At 39.0% G+C, this 23,800-nt stretch carries 22 protein-coding genes and 1 riboswitch; all 22 genes read left to right on the forward strand.

Annotated features, from left to right (window positions below; translation table 11 throughout):
- Positions 1-19 precede the first annotated feature (19 nt).
- Entirely contained in the window at positions 20-3,535 is a 3,516-nt protein-coding gene (locus C5L21_RS04165; RefSeq protein WP_133286080.1) for a PD-(D/E)XK nuclease family protein, read from the forward strand.
- Positions 3,536-3,537: 2 nt separating this feature from the next.
- Positions 3,538-7,248, forward strand: coding sequence for a helicase-exonuclease AddAB subunit AddA (gene addA / locus C5L21_RS04170; protein ID WP_048801540.1), 3,711 nt, complete (start codon positions 3,538-3,540; stop codon positions 7,246-7,248).
- A 37-nt stretch (positions 7,249-7,285) separates the two neighbouring features.
- Complete coding sequence (locus tag C5L21_RS04175) at positions 7,286-7,975, forward strand: rhomboid family intramembrane serine protease (protein WP_004901043.1); 690 nt, start codon at positions 7,286-7,288, stop codon at positions 7,973-7,975.
- A complete protein-coding gene (locus C5L21_RS04180; RefSeq protein ID WP_004901042.1) occupies positions 7,972-8,184 on the forward strand; it encodes a YqgQ family protein in 213 nt (70 codons plus the stop codon). Before C5L21_RS04175 ends, C5L21_RS04180 begins: the two co-directional genes overlap by 4 nt.
- A 159-nt stretch (positions 8,185-8,343) precedes the next feature.
- Positions 8,344-9,303: an ROK family glucokinase gene (locus tag C5L21_RS04185; protein WP_004901040.1), complete on the forward strand. Its 960-nt coding sequence runs from the start codon at positions 8,344-8,346 to the stop codon at positions 9,301-9,303.
- Between the two features lie 154 nt (positions 9,304-9,457).
- Positions 9,458-10,246, forward strand: a complete 789-nt coding sequence (gene map / locus C5L21_RS04190; protein ID WP_004901039.1) for a type I methionyl aminopeptidase — start codon at positions 9,458-9,460, stop codon at positions 10,244-10,246.
- 15 nt (positions 10,247-10,261) lie between these two features.
- Positions 10,262-10,897, forward strand: a complete 636-nt coding sequence (locus C5L21_RS04195) for a sugar transferase (RefSeq protein WP_004901037.1) — start codon at positions 10,262-10,264, stop codon at positions 10,895-10,897.
- Between the two features lie 60 nt (positions 10,898-10,957).
- Positions 10,958-11,740, forward strand: coding sequence for a DUF4422 domain-containing protein (locus C5L21_RS04200; RefSeq protein WP_004901034.1), 783 nt, complete (start codon positions 10,958-10,960; stop codon positions 11,738-11,740).
- Positions 11,741-11,762: 22 nt separating this feature from the next.
- On the forward strand, positions 11,763-13,337 hold the full coding sequence (locus C5L21_RS04205) for a teichoic acid glycosyl transferase (protein ID WP_085698731.1): 1,575 nt from the start codon (positions 11,763-11,765) through the stop codon (positions 13,335-13,337).
- A 151-nt stretch (positions 13,338-13,488) separates the two neighbouring features.
- A complete protein-coding gene (glf, locus tag C5L21_RS04210) occupies positions 13,489-14,679 on the forward strand; it encodes a UDP-galactopyranose mutase (RefSeq protein ID WP_004901024.1) in 1,191 nt (396 codons plus the stop codon).
- Between the two features lie 47 nt (positions 14,680-14,726).
- On the forward strand, positions 14,727-15,671 hold the full coding sequence (locus tag C5L21_RS04215; RefSeq protein WP_004901022.1) for a glycosyltransferase family 2 protein: 945 nt from the start codon (positions 14,727-14,729) through the stop codon (positions 15,669-15,671).
- A gap of 18 nt (positions 15,672-15,689) precedes the next feature.
- Positions 15,690-16,121 (forward strand): glycerol-3-phosphate cytidylyltransferase, encoded by a 432-nt coding sequence (tagD, locus tag C5L21_RS04220; protein ID WP_004901020.1) that lies wholly within the window; start codon positions 15,690-15,692, stop codon positions 16,119-16,121.
- 72 nt (positions 16,122-16,193) lie between these two features.
- Positions 16,194-17,150: a glycosyltransferase family 2 protein gene (locus tag C5L21_RS04225; RefSeq protein WP_085698733.1), complete on the forward strand. Its 957-nt coding sequence runs from the start codon at positions 16,194-16,196 to the stop codon at positions 17,148-17,150.
- 18 nt (positions 17,151-17,168) lie between these two features.
- A riboswitch (purine riboswitch) is annotated at positions 17,169-17,263 on the forward strand.
- A gap of 56 nt (positions 17,264-17,319) precedes the next feature.
- Entirely contained in the window at positions 17,320-18,768 is a 1,449-nt protein-coding gene (locus tag C5L21_RS04230; RefSeq protein ID WP_004901018.1) for an NCS2 family permease, read from the forward strand.
- Between the two features lie 81 nt (positions 18,769-18,849).
- A complete protein-coding gene (locus C5L21_RS04235) occupies positions 18,850-19,074 on the forward strand; it encodes a cold-shock protein (RefSeq protein ID WP_004901017.1) in 225 nt (74 codons plus the stop codon).
- A 2-nt stretch (positions 19,075-19,076) separates the two neighbouring features.
- Entirely contained in the window at positions 19,077-19,628 is a 552-nt protein-coding gene (locus C5L21_RS04240; RefSeq protein ID WP_004901016.1) for an NUDIX hydrolase, read from the forward strand.
- A gap of 1 nt (position 19,629) precedes the next feature.
- Positions 19,630-19,926: a hypothetical protein gene (locus C5L21_RS04245; protein ID WP_133286081.1), complete on the forward strand. Its 297-nt coding sequence runs from the start codon at positions 19,630-19,632 to the stop codon at positions 19,924-19,926.
- 45 nt (positions 19,927-19,971) lie between these two features.
- Positions 19,972-20,646, forward strand: coding sequence for a 5'-methylthioadenosine/adenosylhomocysteine nucleosidase (locus tag C5L21_RS04250; protein ID WP_004901014.1), 675 nt, complete (start codon positions 19,972-19,974; stop codon positions 20,644-20,646).
- 81 nt (positions 20,647-20,727) lie between these two features.
- Positions 20,728-21,384, forward strand: coding sequence for a YtpR family tRNA-binding protein (gene ytpR, locus C5L21_RS04255; RefSeq protein WP_004901012.1), 657 nt, complete (start codon positions 20,728-20,730; stop codon positions 21,382-21,384).
- Between the two features lies 1 nt (position 21,385).
- Positions 21,386-21,526, forward strand: a complete 141-nt coding sequence (locus C5L21_RS04260; protein WP_004901010.1) for a hypothetical protein — start codon at positions 21,386-21,388, stop codon at positions 21,524-21,526.
- Positions 21,526-22,860, forward strand: coding sequence for a UDP-N-acetylmuramate--L-alanine ligase (gene murC / locus C5L21_RS04265; RefSeq protein WP_004901007.1), 1,335 nt, complete (start codon positions 21,526-21,528; stop codon positions 22,858-22,860). Before C5L21_RS04260 ends, murC begins: the two co-directional genes overlap by 1 nt.
- A 164-nt stretch (positions 22,861-23,024) precedes the next feature.
- Positions 23,025-23,744 carry a Bax inhibitor-1/YccA family protein gene (locus C5L21_RS04270; RefSeq protein WP_004901002.1) on the forward strand — a complete coding sequence of 240 codons (720 nt, stop codon included), beginning with the start codon at positions 23,025-23,027 and terminating at the stop codon, positions 23,742-23,744.
- Positions 23,745-23,800: the final 56 nt, after the last annotated feature.

Genomic DNA, 23,800 nt, shown 5'->3' on the forward strand with positions numbered 1-23,800 from the left:
CGTTAGAAAGAGGAAACGGATGTCGTTAACGGTTTATATGAATCATGGCCAAATTGATATGCGTCATGCACTTTTAAGTCATGCGCATGAAGCCCTAAATCAAGATAATAATTTAACGGTTTATTACATTGTGCCAAACCACGTTAAGTTTGATAGTGAAGTCGATGTATTAAGGCGCTTTGCTCGGTTAACCGGTCAGAACCCGGATACGTCGTTGTATGCTCAAAGTCGCTTGCAAGTTTATTCTCTATCACGATTAACATGGGCGCTATTAAAAGATATGGCCACAATGCAACCTAATGTGATTCAAGGTACAGGCTTATTTATTATGGTATCAGATATTTTAAGAGACTATGCCGCACAATTACCTATTTTTGCCCGTATGCAATCTAAGGCAGGGTTTGTGACAACTTTGGTAGCTCAATTGGTTGAATTACGCGCTAGTCGTATTTCACCGGAAGATTTGTTAACCATTTTAAATCAGGAAAGTGATGATGACACGTTTTTACGTCAGACACTATCAGGCAAACTTCGTGATTTAGCAATAGTTGCTGATGCTTTAGATAAAAAAATGGGGCATACATATATTACGCAACAAGAGGTTTTATCTTTTTTTGCCACGCAATTGGCGACAACACAATTAAAAAATGTCGCTTTTTATTTTGATGGTTTTAATGGTTTTACAAGTCCAGAAACGCAAGTCATGATTGAACTTATGGCACGTTATCCGGTAACAGTTGCTTTATTAGGGGATGTTGAAAAGTTAGGGTCACAACAACCAGGAGACTTGTTTTATAAACCAATGACAACCGCACAGCGACTGGCACAGTTTACTAAAATTGCTAATCAGCAGGTCGTGTGGCAAGTGCCAACACAAGCACGTTGTTTGGACGATTCAATCATCTCAGTGATGTCTGCTTGGGAAAAGTTGGGAGAATATCGTCAATTCAATTCAGAAAATAAAAAGACCGACTTAGCGGCTTTTGTAGCCGAAAATACAATGGTTGAAATTCAGGAGGTTGCACGCCGGATTCGGCAATTACTAGTGGCGCAGCCCGATTTACGTTTGCGCGATATTTTGATTTTGGCGCGTGACTCAACGCCGTACACAGGCCATATACCAGAAGTCATGCAGCAATTTGATTTGCCTTATTTTTTAGATACAGATCAAAAAATGACTAATCATCCATTGGTCGAATTATTGCTGAATCTATTACGGCCGGCTAAGGAACGTTTTCAATATCAACAAGTCATGGCTATCTTGAAAACAGGATTATTGCGACCCTATACTGATGGCAGTTTAGTGCCTGAAGGCGATTTTTTTGACATTGTGAGTTATTTGGATAACTATCTTTATGCGAACCAACCATTCGAGCGGACTTGGCGAGACTTGGATCATCCCTTTACACTGTTCACAGTGTCAGAAGACGAGGATGATGAGGATGCTCGTGTGGTTTTAGATGATAAGACTGTTAACCGTCGAATTGAAACGTTAAGACGCTTTGTGATTGACGCGTTCGATTCATTACAGCAACAATTAAATCAAGCACAGACTATGCGACAAGCTGCTACATTAATTATATTGTGGCTTGAAAAATATCATGTGACAGAAGCTATACTGTCTCAAAGGGATACTTTGTTAGCTGCAGGCGAGTTATCGCGATCACGCGAAGGGGAAGAAGTTTGGGAAATGATGACCCAAACTTTAGACGACATTGTTGCAATAGATGGTGACGAACGTTTCGAATTAGAAACATTCAAAGCTATTTTGGTTGCCGGTTTTGAAGGTGCAACATTTTCAGGTATTCCGAATAACCTTGATCAACTGACAATATCCGAAGCTGGTATTGTTCAAAGTAATGATTATCAGTATTTGTTTTTCATTGGTGGGACAAGAAATAATCTTCCTGCACAACTTAAATCTCGTGCGCTGATTAATGATGCTGAACGCTTGATTGTTCAGCCAGCATTGCAAGAAAATAGCACCCCAAAGTATTTACAAAATACGGCACAACAACAAATGGCTGAGGAAAACCTACTGTTTTATGGTGCGTTAACCGCGGCTACTAAAAATATCGTTCTTTCTTATCCCGCACTAGATGCCGGTGGACAAATTTCAGATATGTCGCCGTTTTTTAAGCGATTAGTTGATGCATTTAATATCACTGTGAACAAAGTAACTGCTACGCCTGCGACAAGTCAAGCATTATTAAAGTATTATGTGGGCTCAGTTCGGTCTACTTTGGGCGAATTGGTCAAAATAGCAGCATCACAACAGCAAACCTCAGCCTATCAAGCGCTCAGAAATACGATTAATCAGTCTGAACCAGAACGATTAGAACGGGTGTTGTCAGCACCAAATTATAAAAATCAAACAGAAACATTGAAACCAGAGTTTGTTCAAGCTTTATTTGGTGAAACACTAAATATGTCAATATCACAGTTAGAAAGTTATTATAACAATCCATTGGCTTATTTTTTGCAATATGGCTTAGCGTTAAAGGAACGATTAACGAATCGTTTGAATGTGGCACAAACGGGCACACTGTATCATGCTGTTTTTGAAGGGGTTGTGCAGCAACTTATCATACAGCAACTCAGTTTGCGTGACATTTCTCAAAAAGCGTTACAGCAATTAGTGGCTGATAATATGGCTGAGATAACTGCACAACCAGCTTACCAAATGCTTCAAGAAACAGGAAAAATGCGTGCCACACAGCATTATTTAGCTAAAGTGAGCGAGATACTTGCAGTCAATATGCAGCGTGCGGCAAGAGTAAATCACGCTCAACCAAAAGCTGTAGAACGTTTATTTGGTTTTCCTAATCGTCAATCATTGCCAGCGCTAGTTGTCTCAACACCACAGGCAACAGTTCATTTACGTGGTAAAATTGATCGTCTAGATAGCCAAGATCCTTCACAAGTATATGGGACAATTATTGACTATAAGTCAAATGGTAAACATTTTGATTGGGGCCAGGCTTATGATGGGCGACAAATGCAACTATTAACCTATTGGCAAGCAGCACAATTATCCGCAGAGCAATTGGGCATCGAAGCAATTGGGGGTGCTTTTTTCGCTAAAATTGCCCCAGAAAAATTGACGATAAAAGATTTCAAAGGTGATGTACGTGCCATGCTGAGAGGTGAGATTAAGCCTGAGCAATTTAAATATCGTGGTTTATTTATATCTGAGCCAGCATATATTGATAGCTTAGAGACGCTAGCTGAAGGTGAAGGGTCACAATTTTATCAATTGAAAAAGAAGGCAAATGGTGAGTTATATGCTAATAGTGATGTGATTTCGCCCGAAGATTTTGAATTATTACTGAAGCGTAATCTTGACAATATTCAGCGTGCAAGTGCAGCTATTTTATCTGGTGATTTTCCTTTGTCACCAGCTGAAGGGAGCCTACAATTTACACCATTTACTGATGTTTTGCGTTTTGATCGTGCTTTGGGGGATCAGTATAAAAACAACACGCCTAAAAACAAATCAGATATTTTGAAGCTTTTGAAAGCAGATGAGGAATAAAGATGGCAACACGATTTACGATTAATCAGCAGCGTGCAGTTGAAGAAACAGGTCATAATATTTTAGTTGCTGCATCAGCAGGCTCAGGGAAAACAACCGTCCTGATTGAACGTTTAATTCAAAAAATTTTATCGGGTATTAGCGTTGAAAACTTTCTGATTGTTACTTTTACAAATGCTGCTGCTAAGGAAATGCGAGAGCGATTGGAAATTGCCATAGAAAAGCGCCTTCGTGATGCCAATGATGGCATGAAACGCTTTTTGCAAGAACAATTATTATTGCTGCCTGCTGCAAATATTTCGACCATTGATGCTTATGCGTTACGTCTGATTGAAAACTATTATCATGTGATTGGTTTAGACCCCCAATTTCGTTTGTTATCAGATACAGCTGAACGAGATATGATGCGTCAAGATGTTTTAGATACAGTTTTTGAAGCATTCTATGATGAAACGCACCCACAACATGAAAACTTCATTGCCTTAGTCAATAATTTTGGTAATCCAAATCAAGATGATGCGTTACGTCAAGCTGTGCTGAAGTTATCAGACTTTGCTGAAGCTCGGCCTGATGGTCAACAATGGTTAAAAGAACTAGATAAGAACGATCTAGCCACAGCAAACGGGCTGACGCAATCACAAACCTATCGCCTAACAATTTTGCCGATGATGATTGCACGTCTTGAACAACTCCTAGAAATAGCACAAGCAACACAGACTAATCTATCAGGTGTTCCTGAACTCAAAAAAACGCAACAAGCTTTTGACGAGATTATCGCTTATCTCGTGAACGTTCAACAGGCGTTAGTTGACGACGATTGGGACACACTGAGAGGTAAATTAAGCCAGTTACCTAAGGTGAGCTTAGAGACGAAAAGAAGTAAAGGCATAAAAGATGAACCAGAATTGTTGGCCTTATTAGCGCAAGCGACAACAGTTAAAAATAATATTTTAGGGGCTAAATCTGATTTAAAAAACGTGATTGATACTTTTTTTAAGTTTGATCAAAATGATTGGCAATATGTAGAAAAGCAAGCAACTGAGTTAGTTAATACACTTGTGACATTAACTCAAGCCTGTCAGTCTGCCTTTACGACAGCGAAAAGAGACGCACAATTAGTTGATTTTCCTGATTTAGGCGCTTTAGCATTAGAGATTTTGAATGATGATATGACCAGAAAAACTGTGAGTGGCCAGTTTCAAGAGATTCTGGTTGACGAGTACCAGGATATCAATCAATTACAAGAAACTTTGCTAACAAAGGTATCTAATGGTCATAATATGTACATGGTTGGTGACGTTAAACAAAGCATTTATGGTTTTCGACAAGCTGAACCAACATTATTTGCACGTAAATATCGACAGTTTGCGCTACCAGATAATCCTGACAGTAGAATTGAGCTAGCGGATAATTTCCGGTCGCAGAATAACGTGACACGGGTAACCAATTTAATTTTTACACAATTAATGGACGAAAAGTTGGGGGATATTGCTTATACAGGAGAAGCTAAACTTGTACCTAAGGCAAACTATCCAACAGATGTCACACCTGTTTTTAATATGACAATCATAAAGCAACCTAACGTCACAACCTCTGAAGATGAAGATGAGAGCCAAGAATTTGAGAAACGGCAGGCACAGTACGCACAGCTGGCAAACCAAATTTTATCTCTACGAGATACAACGATTTTTGATCGCAAGGCAGAACCGGCAGGCATGCGACCCGTACAGTATGGGGACATTGCTATATTAACAAGATCAAAAACTGGTTACATTGATTTAGTCGCTACTTTGCGTCAAGCGGGGATACCCACACAAGTTGATTCAGTCGGCAATTATTTTCAGACAATGGAAGTTTATTTGATGCTAGATGTATTACGTGTTATTGATAATCCACATCAGGATATTCCATTGGCAGCAATATTAAGATCACCAATGTTTGGCTATTCGGAAAATGACTTAGCGGCAGTGCGTTTAGCGGATAAGAAGCATGATTATTGGTCAGCTTTGACGGTTTTTGCGCAGGCAGATCAACGAAGTCAAACCGTAATCGATTTGATTAAAAAGTGGCACCAATTAGCAATCCAAAATGATTTGGTCGCTTTAATTTGGGCAATATTTGATGATACTTCTTGGTTAGATTATGTCGCTGGTATGCCAGGCGGTGGACAACGGCAAGCTAATTTGCATGCGTTATATGATTATGCCAGAACGTATCAAGAAAATACACACGCTGGTTTGTTTCGTTTTATTCGCTATATTGAACAGCTCCAAGAAAATGATGGGCAATTAGGCGAAGCACCGCAAGAAGCAAATGAGCAAGCAGTACGCATTATGACGATTCATGCCTCAAAGGGCTTAGAGTTTCCGATAGTCTTTTTACCTGAATTTGATAAATCTTTCAACACACAAGATTTGTCGGGTAAAATGTTAATTCAAAAAAACGCGGGAATTGGTTTGGAATATTTGCAGCCAGAGGCTTTAGTAGCCATGCCGACATTAAAAAAATTAACTGTTCAGCAAGCCCTAAAAAGGCAAAGTTGGTCTGAAGAAATGCGATTATTGTATGTTGCGTTGACACGTGCGGAACAGCAAATATATGTTGTAGGCACAGTTAAGCTTGACGAAAATGAAGAAAATCAGCGACTAATAGCGCTCTGGCAACGTGCAAAAGAAACATCAGGACAGTTTTTAGCAGAAGACCTACGCTTGTCAGCAAAATCATATTTCGATTGGCTACTGATTAGTTTGGCACGAACAAAAAATGATGATCTTGAATCGTGGTTAGGCGATGGTCATTTGCCACACGTTTTGGGACCGGAAACGACGTTAGATAGTCAGATTTCAGTGCGATTTATTAATGAGTCTGATGTGGTAATTCCTGAACCCCAAGGTAATGAAACCAAAGAAATTACAAGAGCATCAACCTATCAGGCTGAAGATTTTGCCCGAGCAAAAGCGATATTAGATTATCAGTATCCTTTCCAACAAGCTACTCGTACAGCAGCTTATCAATCTGTCAGTGAAATGAAACGACTGTTTGAGGACCCAGATCGTGCCGATTTGAAAACGTTAAATGTTTTAGAAAATGGCCAATTACAACCGGCAAATGAATTAGTCAGCGATAAACTGGTATTACCAACATTTATGACTGATGGATCACAAAAACCGTCAAGTGCAGCAGTTGGTACAGCAACACATTTGATGCTTCAATTGTTAGATTTTAAACAGATACAAACACACCAGTCACTGACAGCATTGCGTGATGATTTAGTTACACAAGGCCGCGTGACAGCATCAGTAGCAGCATTAATCGATATAGACCAGATTCTTAATTTTTTACAAACACCATTTGCGCAAAGATTGCGTTTACATGCCGATTCGTTATGGAGAGAGGCAACTTTTGCCATGATTATGCCGGCTAACCAAATATATGAGCATGTTCACGATCAAGCTTCTGTTTTAGTTCATGGCATCATTGACGGTTATTTTATTGATGAAAAGACAAAATCAATTACGTTGTTTGACTATAAAACCGATTTTGTCAGACATGGGCGCGTTGAAGAAGATATTTCAAAAATGATGGTCCGTTATCGGGGACAACTAACATTGTACAAACAAGCTTTAATGCAAGAATTTCCTGATTATACTTTTTATGAGCCACAGTTAATTATCTTAAATGTGGGTCGGGTGATACCAATAACGACCAAATGAGGTGGTGTTTATGCTGGAGTAGTGTAGAATAAAAAGCATGATAGAAGCTTTAAAGCAACAAGTTAAGCACATGCCGGTAACGATGGGTTTATTCACAGTAACCACGGTGGTATTTATTTTCGAGCTTATCGCTAGTCATGGTCAGACCGATAATGCGCGTTTTTTGGTAGCTGTTGGTGCGAAATGGGGACCCGATATAGCTCACAATCAAGCTTACTGGCGATTACTAACGCCAGTGTTTTTGCATGCGGGCATCATGCATATTGTGACAAATATGCTGACACTATGGTTTGTTGGGCCGATTGCTGAACGTGCTTTTGGCAGCTGGCGGTTTTTGATGCTTTATGCATTTGGCGGTATTGTTGGTAATATTTTTTCATATTTATTATCACCTTTAGCTATCTCTGTTGGTGCATCATCAGCGCTTTTTGCGATGTTTGCTGGACTCATCTTATATGGTGTGCGCTATCGTGATAATCCAACTATTCGCGCACAAGGCGCAACGTTTTTACTGTTTGTTGTGTTAAATCTATTTAGTGGGCTATTAGCACCGACAATTGACCTTTGGGGCCACATAGGTGGCTTAATTGGTGGCATGATGTCAACTGTGATGCTAGGATTTGTTGGCAAATCCGGTCAGTATGCTCTCAGCATGCGATTGACAATGTGTGCCGTAACAATGTTGTTGCTTATTTTGACAATTTACGCAGGAGGTAGCGTTTCATGAGAACTTTTTATGATGTCTTACAATATTTGAAATCTTTTGGTATTTATATTCATGTGGGTAAGCGATTATGGGATATTGAGGTAGCAGCCCTTGAAGTAGATAATCTTTATCGTGCTGATGTGTTAACGCCAAAAGATTATGCGGTCATGAAGTTAATTTTAGAGCGTGAGCATCGCTTAGAAGAAAGCATGGCACCCGAGTTAAATTAAAATGGTAATTGTTTCCTGAAAACTATGAAAACGCTTGCATTTTCTGATGCTTTTCTGTTAGAATAAGTGGGTAATAATTTCTTAGGAGGAATGTGTCTGGCGTCGATTCACGCATATGTGATATTTGCCAAGAACGATGACCTCACACTTTAAACAATTATGGCTAAAGATAAGCTCATTGGTGTTGATTTAGGTGGTACAACAATTAAGTTTGCTATTTTGACTGATGCAGGGGAAATACAACAAAAGTGGTCAATCAAGACTAATACTTTTGATGAAGGTTCACATATTGTACCTGATATCATCGAATCAATTAATCATCATCTTGATTTGTATCAATTAGATCCAGAACGAATCATTGGTATTGGCATGGGAACGCCTGGGACAGTTAATCGCGATACAGGAACTGTGACGGGTGCGTTCAATTTAAATTGGAAAACAGAACAACCAGTAAAAGCTAATATCGAGACAGGCACAGGTTTCAAGTTAACATTAGACAACGATGCGAATGCAGCAGCGCTCGGTGAAGCTTGGAAGGGTGCTGGCAATAATGATGATGAAGTATCGTTCATCACATTAGGGACAGGCGTTGGTGGCGGTCTGGTATCAAATGGCCAGTTAATCCATGGCACGGCCGGTGCTGGTGGTGAAGTTGGGCATGTTGTTGTTGAACCCAATGGTTACTTGTGCACTTGCGGGAATCATGGTTGTCTAGAACAATATGCTTCAGCAACGGGTGTTGTACGCTTGGCACAAGATTCTGCTGAAGAATATGTCGGTTCGTCTAAGCTCAAACAAATGATTTCAGACGGTGATGAAGTGACTTCAAAAATTGTCTTTGACTTAGCAAAAGATGGTGATTTTTTGGCTAATGAAGTTGTAAATAAGGTAGCTTATTATCTTGGTTATGCTACTGCGGCAATTTCAAATATTTTAAATCCTTCTGCTATTATTATTGGCGGTGGTGTTGCTGCTGCGGGCGAATTTTTGCGTGCACGAATTGAAAAAGAATGGACAAAGTTTGCCTTTCCAACTGTTCGTGTATCAACGCGTGTCAAGTTAGCTGAATTAGGTAATGATGCTGGTGTAATTGGCGCGGCATCATTAGCGCGTGTATAATGAACAACAGCATTACTAGGCAGCCGTATGGTTGCTTTTTTTATAGACTCTTTAACAATTAATACTTTGTTGATCGAAAAAAGGTATAATAGATGGTGATTGTTATTTAAAATTCAAAGTTAAAACAGTTTAATATACAGAAAGAAGAACACAAATGATTACTTTAAAGTCGCCAAGAGAAATTGAGGCAATGCGCCAATCTGGTGCGATTATTGCCGGTATGCATCATATGTTACGTGATTTAATTAAACCAGGCATTGATACTTGGGAAATTGAAACAAAGTCACGTGAATATATTGAGGGGCATGGCGGTGTAGCTTTGCAAATTGGTTTTGAAGGTTTCAAATACGCGACCACGATTAGTGTCAACAATGAAGTAGCCCATGGGCTACCACGTAAAGGCTTGCATTTGAAAGATGGCGACATTGTTAAAGTTGACACAGTTGTTGGACTTAACGGTGCAGTTTCTGATTCAGCCTGGTCCTATGCTGTTGGTCATGTGTCACCAGAAGTCGAAAAGTTGATGGCAGTGACTAAAAAGGCGATGTACTTAGGTATTGACCAAGCCATTATAGGAAATCGCATTGGTGATATTGGGAACGCCATACAACAATATACTGAAGTTGAGCATCATTATGGTGATGTACGGCAGTATATTGGTCATGGTGTGGGACCAACAATGCATGAAGATCCACAGGTACCACATTATGGCAAACCAGGCCATGGCGTACGTTTGCGCGAAGGGATGGTCATCACTATTGAACCCATGATTAATTTAGGTAGTTGGGAAGTCGATACTGATGAAACAGAAGAAGATGGTTGGACAGTGAGAACTAGCGATGGTTCTTGGTCCGCACAGTATGAACACACGTTGGCAATTACAAAGGCTGGCCCAAAAATTTTAACAAGTCAAGATCCTGATTTTGATGCGAAATACTTGTAAAGGTGAGTTAGAAATTTGAAAATTAAGCCAAAACACAAATCATATTTAATTGCTAAACGTCTCATTGATGTGGTTTTTGCGTTACTTGGATTAATAATATTATCACCTATATTTTTAATTGTATTCGTGATATTGAAGATTGATAGTCCAGCATCACCCGCTTTTTTTAAACAAGAACGTGTGGGTCGGTATGGTAAGCCGTTTGCGATATATAAGTTTCGCTCAATGGTTCCCAATGCTGAAGCTATTTTAAAAGCTGATCCTGAATTATATCAGAAGTACGTCGATAATGGTTACAAATTACCAAAAAAAGAAGATCCTAGAATTACTTCGTTAGGTGCTTTTTTACGACGCTCAAGTATTGATGAGTTGCCACAGTTTTGGAATATGTTACGTGGCGATATGAGTTTAGTTGGGCCACGTCCAATTGTAACTGAAGAGTTAAAAGAATATGGCGACCAAGTCGATTTGTTTTTATCAGTCAGGCCTGGTGCACTTGGTTTATGGCAGGCCAGTGGTCGCTCTTTGATTGAATACCCAGAACGTACGAAAATAGAATTAGAGTATGTTGCCAATGCAGGTTTTTGGTATGATATTGGCATAGTTTTTAGAAATGTGATTGCGATTTTTAAATCCGAAGGGGCTTATTGAGCACGCATTTTTATTTTTGTCTCGTAGTGCATCCTAGAATAGATTATGTGGTGAGAGTTAATGACTGAGAGCATCCAAATTTTAGTAGCAGCGCATAAAAATGTGGCGTTAACAGATTTAGCAGCAATATACACGCCGATTCAAGTCGGTGCAGCGTTATCAGCAGAAATGTTTAACGATTTTATACAAGATAATACGGGTCGTAATATTTCTGAAAAAAATCCGTACTTTAATGAATTAACAGCACTTTATTGGGCACGATACAATAGTCAGGCAGATGTTATTGGACTCGTCCACTATCGTCGCTTTTTTTCGTTTTCAAGTAAAAAGCAGCTTAACAACGTATTATCTCAGGAAACCTTATCAGACTTGTTAAAAAACACACCGGTGATAGTCCCTAAGAAAAGGCACTATTGGATAGAAAGTAGTGAATCGCATTATCGACATGCGCATCATAACTTAGGTTTGGATGTTTTACGCGATGTTATTGCGACAAGGTATCCTGATTATTTGACAACCTATGACAAAAATATGCAACGTACATCCGCTCACATGTTCAATATGTTTATTATGAAACGACCAGAATTTGATGCTTATATTGACTGGTTATTTGATATTTTATTTGCGGTAGAGTCAACGATACAACCACAGGTCATCTCTTGGTCGCCTTATGAACAAAGAGTCTATGGCTTTTTGAGTGAAAGATTATTGGATGTTTGGTTAGATTTTAATCAGGTAGATTATCAAGAAGTCCCAGTGACTTTTATGGAAAAACAGAACTGGTTACTGAAGGGCACGAAATTCATTGCGCGCAAAGTAGGCTTTGGTCGTGCTGAATTGTAAAAAATTGTTTTTGGGGGAATAAATGAAAAATCGTATACGTTATTCTGAGAAATTTTGGGTGCCTATAATTATTTTGGCAGTGGTGACTTTGCTGACGGTAGGCTCCTCACCGTTATTCCGAACAAATCCATGGGATGATAGTAATGCTATGTTAACTATGGGCAGATCTATGCTGCATGGTGTTGTACCGTATCGTGATGTCATTGACCAACGTGGACCAGTCCTATATGCGGTGTTTGCTTTAGGCGCTTTATTCAAAGAAACTAACTTTTTTGGGGTGTTTATTGTTCAATGCTTGAACTTGCTATGTACTTACATCATTAGTTATCGTATAGCAAAAGATATGACGAGTGAGATGATAGCGCCACAGTGGGCGGCATTGTTTGGGCCACTAGCTCTAATTTCAACGAGCGCCTTTGGGCTAAGTGGTGCACCAGAAGAATTTGCTTTCACCTCAGTTTTGTATTTACTGTATATTATTAATCATTATCATAGACACGTGTCTACTATTCCTGTGACTGTGTATTACTTTTTAGGGTTAAACCTCAGCCTGGTTTTTTGGAATAAATATTCCCTAATTGGCGCATTTTGTGCGTTTTTTATATGGGTCGCTATTGAATTATTACGTCAATATGATTTTAGAAGACTCTTGCGAGTAGTTATTGCTTCTCTTGCCGGTTTCCTGACGATTAGCATGCTTGTTGTAGTTTACTTTCTTTACCACCATGCATTAGATGATTTAATTAATATCTATTTTGTTCAAAATTTAACGTCATACGGGAAAACAGATCAAATAATTTTGATGCAATTGTGGCGTTTATTACTTCTTGTTGCCACAGAAGTAGGGTTACACCCATTTGTCAGTGCATTCATTATTTTTGGTTGGTTAAAAGCCATTTATAACCGTGAAAATATGATTCTTGAAATTGTATTATTCCTAAGTAGTCTCTTTTTTGTGGCAATGCAACATTGGGTCATTGATTATTATAATATTGTATGGTTACCTTTCTTAGCTATTGCTTTACTGCGTATAGCATCAATTAGATTACCTGAATCACTCATGAGACCGACTGTCCAAGCCCAAATACCTTTGCTCATGACAGCGCTACTTCTTATTTTGCCTATGGTTAATAATAGATCCGCATTGGGCAGGTTGGTAATCAGCAATGAAGAAACTGCCATCGACGGACAAAGTTATGTGGCACAACCACAATTTGCCACAGCTATGAGAAAAAATACCGATAGTAGGCAACAACCGACAATGATTATGATTAACTCATTGGATAAGGGATTTTACTTGTCCGCGCAGGCCTTACCAACAACCCGCTTTTGGCATAGATTAAATATGAGCTATCAACAACTGCCTCAAATGTACGATGCTTTTGCCAACACGATGCGTCAGAAACAAGTTCAATTTGTTATTATAAAATTAAATACCCCACCAGAAAATGATGCCACGTTATTAAAGCAACAAATTAATCGTGCTATTGATAGTCATTTGCAGCAACCCTTGTTTAATAATTACCGCATAGACGAAACGGCCAGAAATGGCAATAATGATTCTTACGTGCTGATGCGTTTAAAAAACTTAGAGTAAACATGTGTAAAATCAATCTATGATATAATATATTAAGTATTCTCATGATTGAGAATACTTTTTTATCTGTTTGCAATGACATGTTGATTAATTAATTAAATAAACTATAAAACAAGCGCACTGCTTTTTGCTTGCACTGTACGGAGATATAATGACAAATAAATTTAACACAAAAAATTATGATTACCTAATTGTTGGTGCTGGGCCGTTTGGAATGATTTTTGCTTATGAAGCAGCTAAACGTGGGAAAAAGTCACTAGTGATTGAAAAGCGACCATATATCGCCGGAAACATGCACACACATACAGAACATGGTATCACCGTGCATGATTTTGGTGCGCATATTTTCCACACTGACAATAAGGAAGTTTGGGATTATATTCGTCGGTTTGCTTCATTTAATGGTTATCAAAATCAAGTTGTTGCGAATTACAAAGGCACACTGTATAATTTGCCATTCAATATGAACACTTTTTACCAGATGTGGGGAACGAAGACACCCGACGAGGCTAAAGCTAAAATTGAGGCACAAAAGCAAGTCGCTCTTAAAGACCTTGGGGATAAACAGCCTAGCAACTTAGAAGAACAAGCCATTTCTTTGATTGGGACAGATATCTATGAAAAGCTGATCAAGGGATACACTGAAAAGCAGTGGGGTAGACCGGCAACAGAATTGCCAGCTTTCATAATTAAGCGTTTGCCAGTGCGTTTTATTTATGACAACAATTATTTTAATCACCGCTATCAAGGTATTCCGGTCGGCGGGTATACACAAATCTTTGAGCAAATGCTATCTGAGGCTGATGGCTTAGTAGATGTTTTGACAGACACTGATTTTTTTGACCATAAAGAAGAATTATTAGCTGAATTTCCACGTGTTTTGTATACTGGGATGATTGATCAATTCTTTGATTATAAATTTGGTGAGCTGGAATACCGCTCATTGCGATTTGAACATGAATTAATTGATTCTGAAAATTATCAAGGCAATGCGGTAATTAACTATACTGATGCCCAAACTCCCTACACACGTGTAATGGAGTGGAAGCACTTTGATGGCCTTGCGGATGAAGGCAAAACAATTATTACACGTGAATATCCACAAGAATGGAATCGTTCAAAGGAGGCTTATTATCCAGTGAACAACGATAAAAATACACAAATATATAAGCAATATGCCAAAGAGGCACGTCAAAATCACCCAGAAATTATTTTTGGTGGTCGACTCGGTAAGTATCGTTACTTTGATATGGATCAAGTATTTAACGACGCTTTAAACACAGTCCGTGAAGAGTTTAATGTGCCAGAATCGTTTAACTTTGCGCATGATGTTACTAAATAATATGCCTTTTTAGGCGTACATAGGATAAATTAGCAGGTTTGTATACAATGCAAGAAGTAAAAAATAGTCAACCAATATTTTCAATAGTGGTGCCTGTTCATAACGAAGAAGAGACGATTCAAATATTTTATGATGCAGTCCAGTCTTTGAAACAATCGTTACCAGTGACACTACACTATCACTTTGTTGATGATGGCTCAACAGATCAGACACTGTCCATATTACGAACGTTATCAAATCAAGATAGCAACGTTCATTTTTTGAGTTTCTCAAGAAATTTTGGTAAAGAAGCTGCATTGTATGCAGGATTACAACAAGCAGATGGTGATTTTGTTGCAGTGATGGATGTTGATTTACAAGATCCACCAGAATTGTTACCAGATATGTTGTCACCTGTGATGGCTGGTGAGTACGATGCTGTCGGGACTAGACGAGCTGATCGCAAAGGGGAAGCACGGTTGCGGTCGTGGTTTTCAGAACAGTTCTATGTTTGGATGAATAAGATTAGCCAAACGCAACTCGTGGACGGTGCGCGTGACTATCGTGTGATGACACGGCAAATGGTTGATGCCGTTTTGGACTTGAGCGAAAATCAAAGGTTTAGCAAGGGCATTTTTAGTTGGGTTGGTTTTAAAACAAAGTATCTACCGTTTGAAAATCGTGAACGTGTTGAAGGTGAAACATCGTGGTCATTTTGGGCATTGACGAAGTATGCCATTGAGGGTATTGTATCATTTTCAACAGTGCCGCTGACTTTCATCACAGTAGTGGGCTTTACATCATTTTGTTTATCTATTTTAAGTGCTATTTTTATTGTTTGTCGTGCGCTAATTGATAATCATAGTGTTGCAGGTTGGCCATCAATGGTCACAATTATTTTATTTATTGGTGGCATTCAATTATTGAGTTTAGGTGTTATTGGTCGATATATTGCGGCTATCTTCCTAGAGACAAAACGTCGCCCGATTTACGTTAAAAAAGAAGAAAAATAGAGACAAGAAGGATTAATTGTGAGACGAGTTATTACATATGGTACTTTTGATATGCTACATTACGGTCATATCAACCTATTAAAACGTGCTAAAGAATTGGGCGATTATTTAATCGTCGCTTTGTCAACAGATGAATTTAACTGGCATGAAAAGCAAAAGAAAACATATTTTTCATATGAAAAGCGTAAACAGCTGCTAGAGGCAATTCGGTATGTTGATTTAGTAATTCCTGAAACGTCATGGGACCAAAAAATTACTGATGTGTCGCTTTATCAAGTTGATACTTTTGTCATGGGTGATGATTGGCAGGGCAAATTTGACTTTATTCAAGAGCAGACTGATGCCAATGTTGTTTATTTGCCAAGAACGCCAGAAATTTCAACAACCCAAATTAAGCAGGATTTGAACACCAAAGATTTGGCGACAAATTATGATTCCAAGGCCAAGTAATTAAAAGACGCATACCGTCTTTTTTTATTGGTAGATGATGGTAAAAAATCATTTCAGTTCAAAGGACTTGATATGAACCCAGAGGAAACGAATATGCAGAAAAAAGTGACAGCAGTTATTGTGACGTACAATCGTCTCACACTGCTTAAGTCATCCCTTGCCAAAGTTTTGTTACAAACCACAACTGCATTAAAACATGTGATTGTTATCAATGGTGCGAGTACAGACGGCACACACGAGTATTTGGATACTTTAAATGATGACCGCTTGTTGGTTGTTCATCTTGAGAAAAATTTAGGCGGTGCCGGCGGATTTAATCAAGGAATACGTCAATTTTATGAACAAACGCGTGATAACTTTGTTTGGGTTATGGATGATGATTCGATGCCACGCAGTGATGCCCTAGCTAAGCTACTCTTAATGTTTGATAGCGTACCCAGAGCTGGTTGGGGTGCTAGCAAGGTAGAATGGCTAGACGGCAATTGGTCAAAAATGAATGTGCCAGGGGCGTTAAATACCAGTAACAATATACTGCAAGTGAGTCAGGATAATTTAATTGCAATTAAGCATGCTACTTTTGTTTCAACAATTTTTCGGCGTGAATTAATCGAAAAAATTGGTTTACCACAAAAAGAATATTTTATTTGGGGAGACGATATTGAGTTCACAGAACGTGCTACGCGGGTTATGCCAGGCTATTTCGTTAGAGACTCCGTAGTTGTTCATGAAAGCAAAAGCAATGCGAAGCCTGGTGATATTGTTGGGGAAACAACAGAAGAACGTTTACCACGTTATTTGTATGAATATCGTAATCGGATTTTGACTGCCAGACGCCGGCAGTCAAACATCAAACTCTTCAAAACATTAGCCCATAGTTCACTTGATTTTCTAAAAACATTGTTTTTACCAAGGATTACTTATCGGCAAAAGAAACTCAGTATCATTATTAAGGGCACATACCAGGGCCTATGGTTTCATCCAAGCATCGAATATGTGACGTATTCGAATGATCAACTGCTTAACAAATAATAACATCAGTGTTAGAATAATATTTAGTGAAAAATAATTGATATAGTATCGGATAATGGCCGATTGTTTCTAGCCAACACCTATGTTGGACTATCAAAAATATGAATTTGGTTCGCCCATCATGATTTTTGGTGGGCGAACTTTTGTGTCAATGGGAGAATTAAGCATCATGTCTAAATTTTTTAAATTAACTGAAAATAAAACCACTTTGCGTCGGGAGATTGTTGCGGGAATAACAACCTTTGTCTCCATGGCTTACATTTTTTTCTTGAATCCACAAATATTGGGTCAAGCTGGTATACCAGCACAGGCTGTTTTTTTGGCCGCCATTTTGGTTGCTGTTTTTGGTACATTGTTTATGGGTATTTTTGCTAATGTGCCATTTGCCCTAGCACCAGGTATTGGTATGCAGGCCTATTTTACTTACACCATTGTTTTTGGTTTTGGCTTCAGTTGGCAACAGGCCTTGGCCGTTGTTTTCTTGGTCGGCGTTGTTGATATTATTATTACATTAACTCATGGTCGACGTGCCATTGTAAAAGGCATTCCAACTGAATTAAAAGCGGCCATCGGCGGCGGTATTGGTCTGTTTGTGACTTATATTGGTCTGAAAAATGCTGGTTTTATTAATTATTTAGTTGATGCAGCAAATATCAAAACACTAAATGACAAGCCTTTTACCGGTAAAGCTTCCGGTGCCATCCACACACTGTTAGCTAATGGTGGTGTGACACCAGAATTGACAAAATTTAATCAACCAGATGTGTTACTGGCTTTAATTGGCTTTATCTTATTGCTTGTTTTAGTTATTCGTCGTATTCCTGGCGCTTTTTTAATAACACTAGTTGTCACAACAGTTATTGGAATTCCAATGGGTGTAACAAACACACATATTGCGCCAGGTACATCTATTGGCTCTGCTTTTAGCTCACTCGGGACAGTGTTTGGTCAAGCACTGGGTTCGAAAGGCATTGGTTCGCTATTTTCAGATTGGCATCATGCATCGCTAGCTATCGTGACAATTTTTGCCATGGGATTAACTGGATTATTTGATGCCATTGGTACTTTGATAGGAATTGGTAACCAGACAGGTATCTTTTCTAAGTCTGATACAAAAGCATTTGAAGAAGACAAAGGTTTTAATTCGAAAATGGATCGTGCGTTAGTCGTTGATACATTTACGACAGCCTTTGCTGGTATTGCTGGGACGTCTAATACAACAACATTTATCGAATCTGCAGCAGGCGTTGCTGCAGGGGCACGTACAGGTCTAGCAAATGTGGTCACAGCAGCAGGGTTTGCGCTCATGATTATTTTCGCACCATTTGTCGGTGTTGTGCCATCAGCAGCGACAGCACCACTGTTGATTTTGGTTGGCATAATGATGATGGGGGAATTTAAGAAAATTTCCTGGGAAAATCTTGAAGTGGCTGTACCAGCATTTTTCACCTCCGTTTTCATGGCTTTTTCTTATTCAATTTCTTATGGTATTGCTGCCGGCTTTTTGTTCTTTATTATCGTTAAGCTTGCCTTAGGTAAGTTTAAGGACATTTCACCTGTCTTATTGATTGTTTCTGCATTTTTCTTAATTAATTTTATTGTCCTTGCGTTCATGTAATCAGATTAATGTGAACATCCTTGTCTGCTATTTATCAAAAGAAAACCGCCTAAATGGTGGTTTTTTTGATACAATAATATTATGAAAACAGGAATAGTAAAAATTTGGCAAAAAGAACGTGGTTATGGCTATATTACGCCCGATGCCGGTGGTGAAGATGTGTTTGTGCACTTTAATGGCATTGATATGCCTGGTTTTAAGGCACTTAAGCAGGGAGAAAAGGTTAGCTATGTTTTAGTACAAGGCTATAAGGCACCTCAAGCAGCACAGGTCCAACCAATAATGAAGAAAGCTTCAGAAGTGTAATCATGGCAGAACGCGAAACGTTAGTTCAGCAAAACACTGTTTATCAGGGACCCATTTTTAGTGTGTCTCAGCAAAAAGTGCAATTAACCAATGGTAAGTATGCACAGCGCGATGTTGTGCGCCACGTGCCGGCGATTGCTGTATTAGCCTTATCAGATGATAATCATATCATTTTAGAAAAACAGTATCGTGCCACAATTGGTGATTTTATTTTCGAAATACCGGCAGGCAAGTTAGATGAACGTGATTTTGATCAACCTGAACATGCTGTACGACGTGAGTTAAATGAAGAATTACGTATGTCAGCAGGCATCATTGAGCACATCACGGGTTTTTACGAGACCGTCGGTTTTTCTGACGCCTACATGCATTTGTATTTGGCGCGCCAGTTACAACCAGTTGCGCCATCTGACCAATTGGCACGTGATTTTGGTGAATCATTAGATATTATTGAACTATCTTTTGATGACATGCAATTATTATTTGAACAGGGCAAAATAAACGATCAGAAAACTTTGACAGCTTTCTTGTATTGGTCGTATATACGAGGTTAGTATGTCTGAAGAACTATCACGTAGAGCAGCAAAAAAAGCGCAAAAGCAACGAGAAAAAGAACGAATTCGTGTTGAAAAAGCTTATGCAAAAGCACATCCAACACCAATAACTGTTGTCTCACCAGAGACACGAGAAGAAATGCGTCTAACACGTAAAGGCCGTTACGAACTGGGTTCTGATGGTAAGCTAACGCCTAATGGTAAATCAAAAAGACTCACACATCGCTACAATATCACAATTATTATTTTGTTGCTGTTAATTATCGCAACGTATGCGTACTTTTTTTTCGTACATTAAGCTTGAAACATTTGATAGACCAAAAAATGAAAGGTATCACACACTATGAAAATCGGCATTATCACGCCAATGGCGGAAGAAAAAATATCACTTCTTGCTGCTTTGTCAGACACAAAAACGAAACAACATGGTGGTACTGAAATTACCACTGGACGGTACAAAAATCATGAAGTAATTTTAACTGAATCTGGAATCGGTAAAGTAGCAGCAGCATCAGCAACAACAGTTATGATTGATAATTTCAAGCCTGACCTAGTTGTTAATACAGGGTCTGCGGGTGCATTAGACCCAGCTCTGAAAATAGGAGATGAAGTTGTTGGAACGCGTATTGCCTACTCTGATGTCGATGTCACTGTCTTCGGCTATGATTTCGGGCAATTACCCAACAAACCATTGTATTATGAAGCAGATATTAATACGGTTGCTGATTTTGAGCAACTAACTGCTGTTAAAAAGGGCCTAATTGTATCAGGAGACCAGTTTGTTCAAGACGAGGCTAAGCAACGGATTTTGTCTCATTTCCCAGATGCACTTGTTGCAGAAATGGAGGCCGCTGCGGTAGCACAGGTTGCTTACCAATTTAACACGCCATTTATTGTGCTACGTGGCGTATCTGATTTAGCTAATGGTGACTCAGGTGTTGTATTTGATGATTATGTGATAGAAGCAGGTAAAGCCTCAGCTAAGTTATTATTGGCATATCTTGATAATAAAGCGTAACACAGGCCGCTATGCGGCCTTTTATCATTATTGTACAATAAACAAATAATAATAAAATATTGATAGATTAAGGATTTAAAAATGATAGCAAGCTATAATTATGACGCAATGGGTGATGTATTAGTGATTGTCTTGGCACCTAATGCTGAAAAGCAATCAGTAATGACAGTTGAACAAGTGACACGTATTCAAAATGATGAGACAAATGAGGCAACAGGTTTTAATATTCGTGGCCTCGGAAAAAAGTTGGGACTAGTTAACATTTCTGGTGGCGTAGCGCTGAATGACAAGCAAGTGGCATTAATCAATCAAGCGATTAGCATGGCTGGTTTTCCAGAAATGTTGGCAGCGACAGCCAGTAAATTAGTCATTGGTCGTGTTTTGACGATGGCGAAGCACCCTGATTCAGATCATTTACACGTCACAACCACAGCTGTGGCTGAAGATAAAACGCTACAAATTGTTTCAGGGTCACCCAATATGCAAGAGGGTATTAAAGTTGTTATTGCGCAACCTGGCACGATGATGCCTTCGGGTGCGATTATTTGGGACGGAGCGCTTCGCGGTGTGCCATCAAGTGGTATGATTGTATCCGGTCGTGAATTACAAATACCAGGTGCACCAGATAAGCCAGGGGCCTTGGTCTTACCTGAAGATTTTGGGCATATTGGCGAACCGTTTGATTTGACAAAGGCTCAGACGCTTTATAGTGATGGCTTAGTGGATATTGATTATTAATATGGCAAAAGATAGAATACAAAATGCACCACGTGTGTATCGTACATTAAATGATGAAAATACAGCATATAAGCGATTAATATTTGAATTGCGTAAAGGTGAACTACAATACTTTACTTTTGTGCCAAATGAGGAGAAATAATGACAAAAACATATTATTTTATTGGCATTAAAGGGACCGGCATGGGACCATTAGCACAGATTTTACATGACCAAGGAAATACGGTTTTGGGATCTGATATTGATAGCTATACGTACACGCAAGCACCTCTTGAGGCTGCAGGAATTAAGATTTTACCCTTTTCGGCGGATAACGTCGACCGCTACGCTGATGCTATCTTCGTACGAGGCAATGCTTTTAATGACGATCATGTTGAAGTTCAACGTGCCTTAACTTTGGGTGTTAAAATGATAAGTTACCCAGATGCTGTACAAGAACAAATTGCACAAACGACTTCTATTGCAGTAGCCGGTGCGCATGGCAAAACGTCAACGACGGGGCTATTAGCACACGTTGTTAAAAATATTGCACCCACCTCTTACCTTATTGGAGATGGTACGGGACGTGGTGTACCAAACTCTCAATTTTTTGTTGTTGAAGCGGATGAGTATCGACGACATTTCAAGGATTATGCGCCTGATTATGCAATTTTGACAAATATCGATTTTGACCATCCAGATTATTATGAAGATATCGATGACGTCACACGTGCCTTCTCTGATTTTGCAAACCATGTAAAAAAGGCTATTTTTGCATGGGGAGATGACCCCCATTTGCGTTTATTGCAACCAAAAGCAGACGTCTATTATTATGGCACTAACTCTGAGCAAGATGATTTTGTGGCAACCAATATTAGAAAATCAACGCAAGGATCGCATTTTGACGTTGTTTTTAAAGGACAATCTCTCGGCGAGTTTTCAGTACCACTATTTGGGCAACATAGTATTTTGAATGCGTTGTCTGTCATTGCGGTTGCCTATATGGAAAAAATGGACTTAAGTTTAATCAAATCATTTTTGATGACATATCAAGGTGTAAAAAGGCGATTTAGCGAAAAGCAAATCGCTGATATTACTGTAATTGACGACTATGCACATCACCCAACTGAAATTGATGCGACTTTGGATGCTGCTCGCCAAAAGTATCCTAATAAGCAAATCATCGCAATTTTTCAGCCACATACTTATTCACGTGTAATTGCTTATAAGGATGAATTTGCTAAAAGTTTGGAAGCAGCCGACAAAGTATATCTAGCAAATATTTTTGGATCGGCACGAGAAAAACAAGGGGCAGTGACTTCCGCAGAAATCGGTGCTGAAATTAGCAAATTCGGTGGCATTATTGAAGAAGACAACATGAGCCTGTTAATGCCATATGAAAACGCTGTAATGGTATTCATGGGCGCTGGTGATATTGAAAAATATGAATTTGCTTATGAAAAATTATTAGGGCAGTTACGTACAGACTTACAATAATCAAAGTGAGCACTTAGTATGAACGGATTCGCGATATACTAAGTGCTTTAATGTATCTTTAATATATATTTTGGTATAATGGAGATAACCAGAAATGGCAACTGGAGTAAATCCATTACTCGAAGAAACAACTGGGGAACAAAATGTAATGTGAGGAGACTCGAATGGATAATTTTAATTTTAATACACGTCGTGATGTGACGGGGATGGACGCTGGTATGCGGGCATTCTTTAAACAAACATATAGTTTTATGGGACTTGCTGTGTTAGTAACTGCGCTGACCGGATTCATTGTACAAAAGTTCTTTTTGGCACAAGTTTACGCTTTGATTGCTGGTAATTTAATTGGCACATTGGCTTTATTGGGTATTCAATTGTTGATTATCACAATGATTGGACGCGCAACTTTTAAGAACCCAGCAAGAGCATTTGGTTTATTAATGGCTTTCGCTGTCGTTGAAGGTTTAACCGTCGGCTTATTATTGGCCATTTATACTGGTGCTTCAATCATGATGGCCTTTGTTTCTGCGGCCGCAGTCTTTGGCGGTATGGCACTCTACGGTGTCTTTACTAAGCGCGACTTAAGCGGTATGGGCGGGGCACTGTTTGGCATGCTGATTGGTTTGTTTGTTGCCATGTTGATTAATATGTTTTTCCCAAATGGTATCGTGTCGTTGTTGATTTCGTTTGTCAGTGTTATTGTATTTTCACTTTATACAGCATATGATAATCAGTCGCTCAAAGTGATGTACAGTCAGTTTGCTGGTCAAGCAGATACAACCGGTTTAGCAATTAATGGTGCGTTACGTTTGTACCTTGACTTTATTAACTTGTTCTTTGCACTTGTTCGCATCTTTGGTGTTGCTGGTGGATCAAGAGATTAAGTTACCACAATTTATCAAGTAAAAGCAGCCTGTAGGCTGTTTTTTTGTTACACTAG

The organism is Leuconostoc citreum (genome assembly GCF_004354555.1).
Taxonomy (GTDB): domain Bacteria; phylum Bacillota; class Bacilli; order Lactobacillales; family Lactobacillaceae; genus Leuconostoc; species Leuconostoc citreum.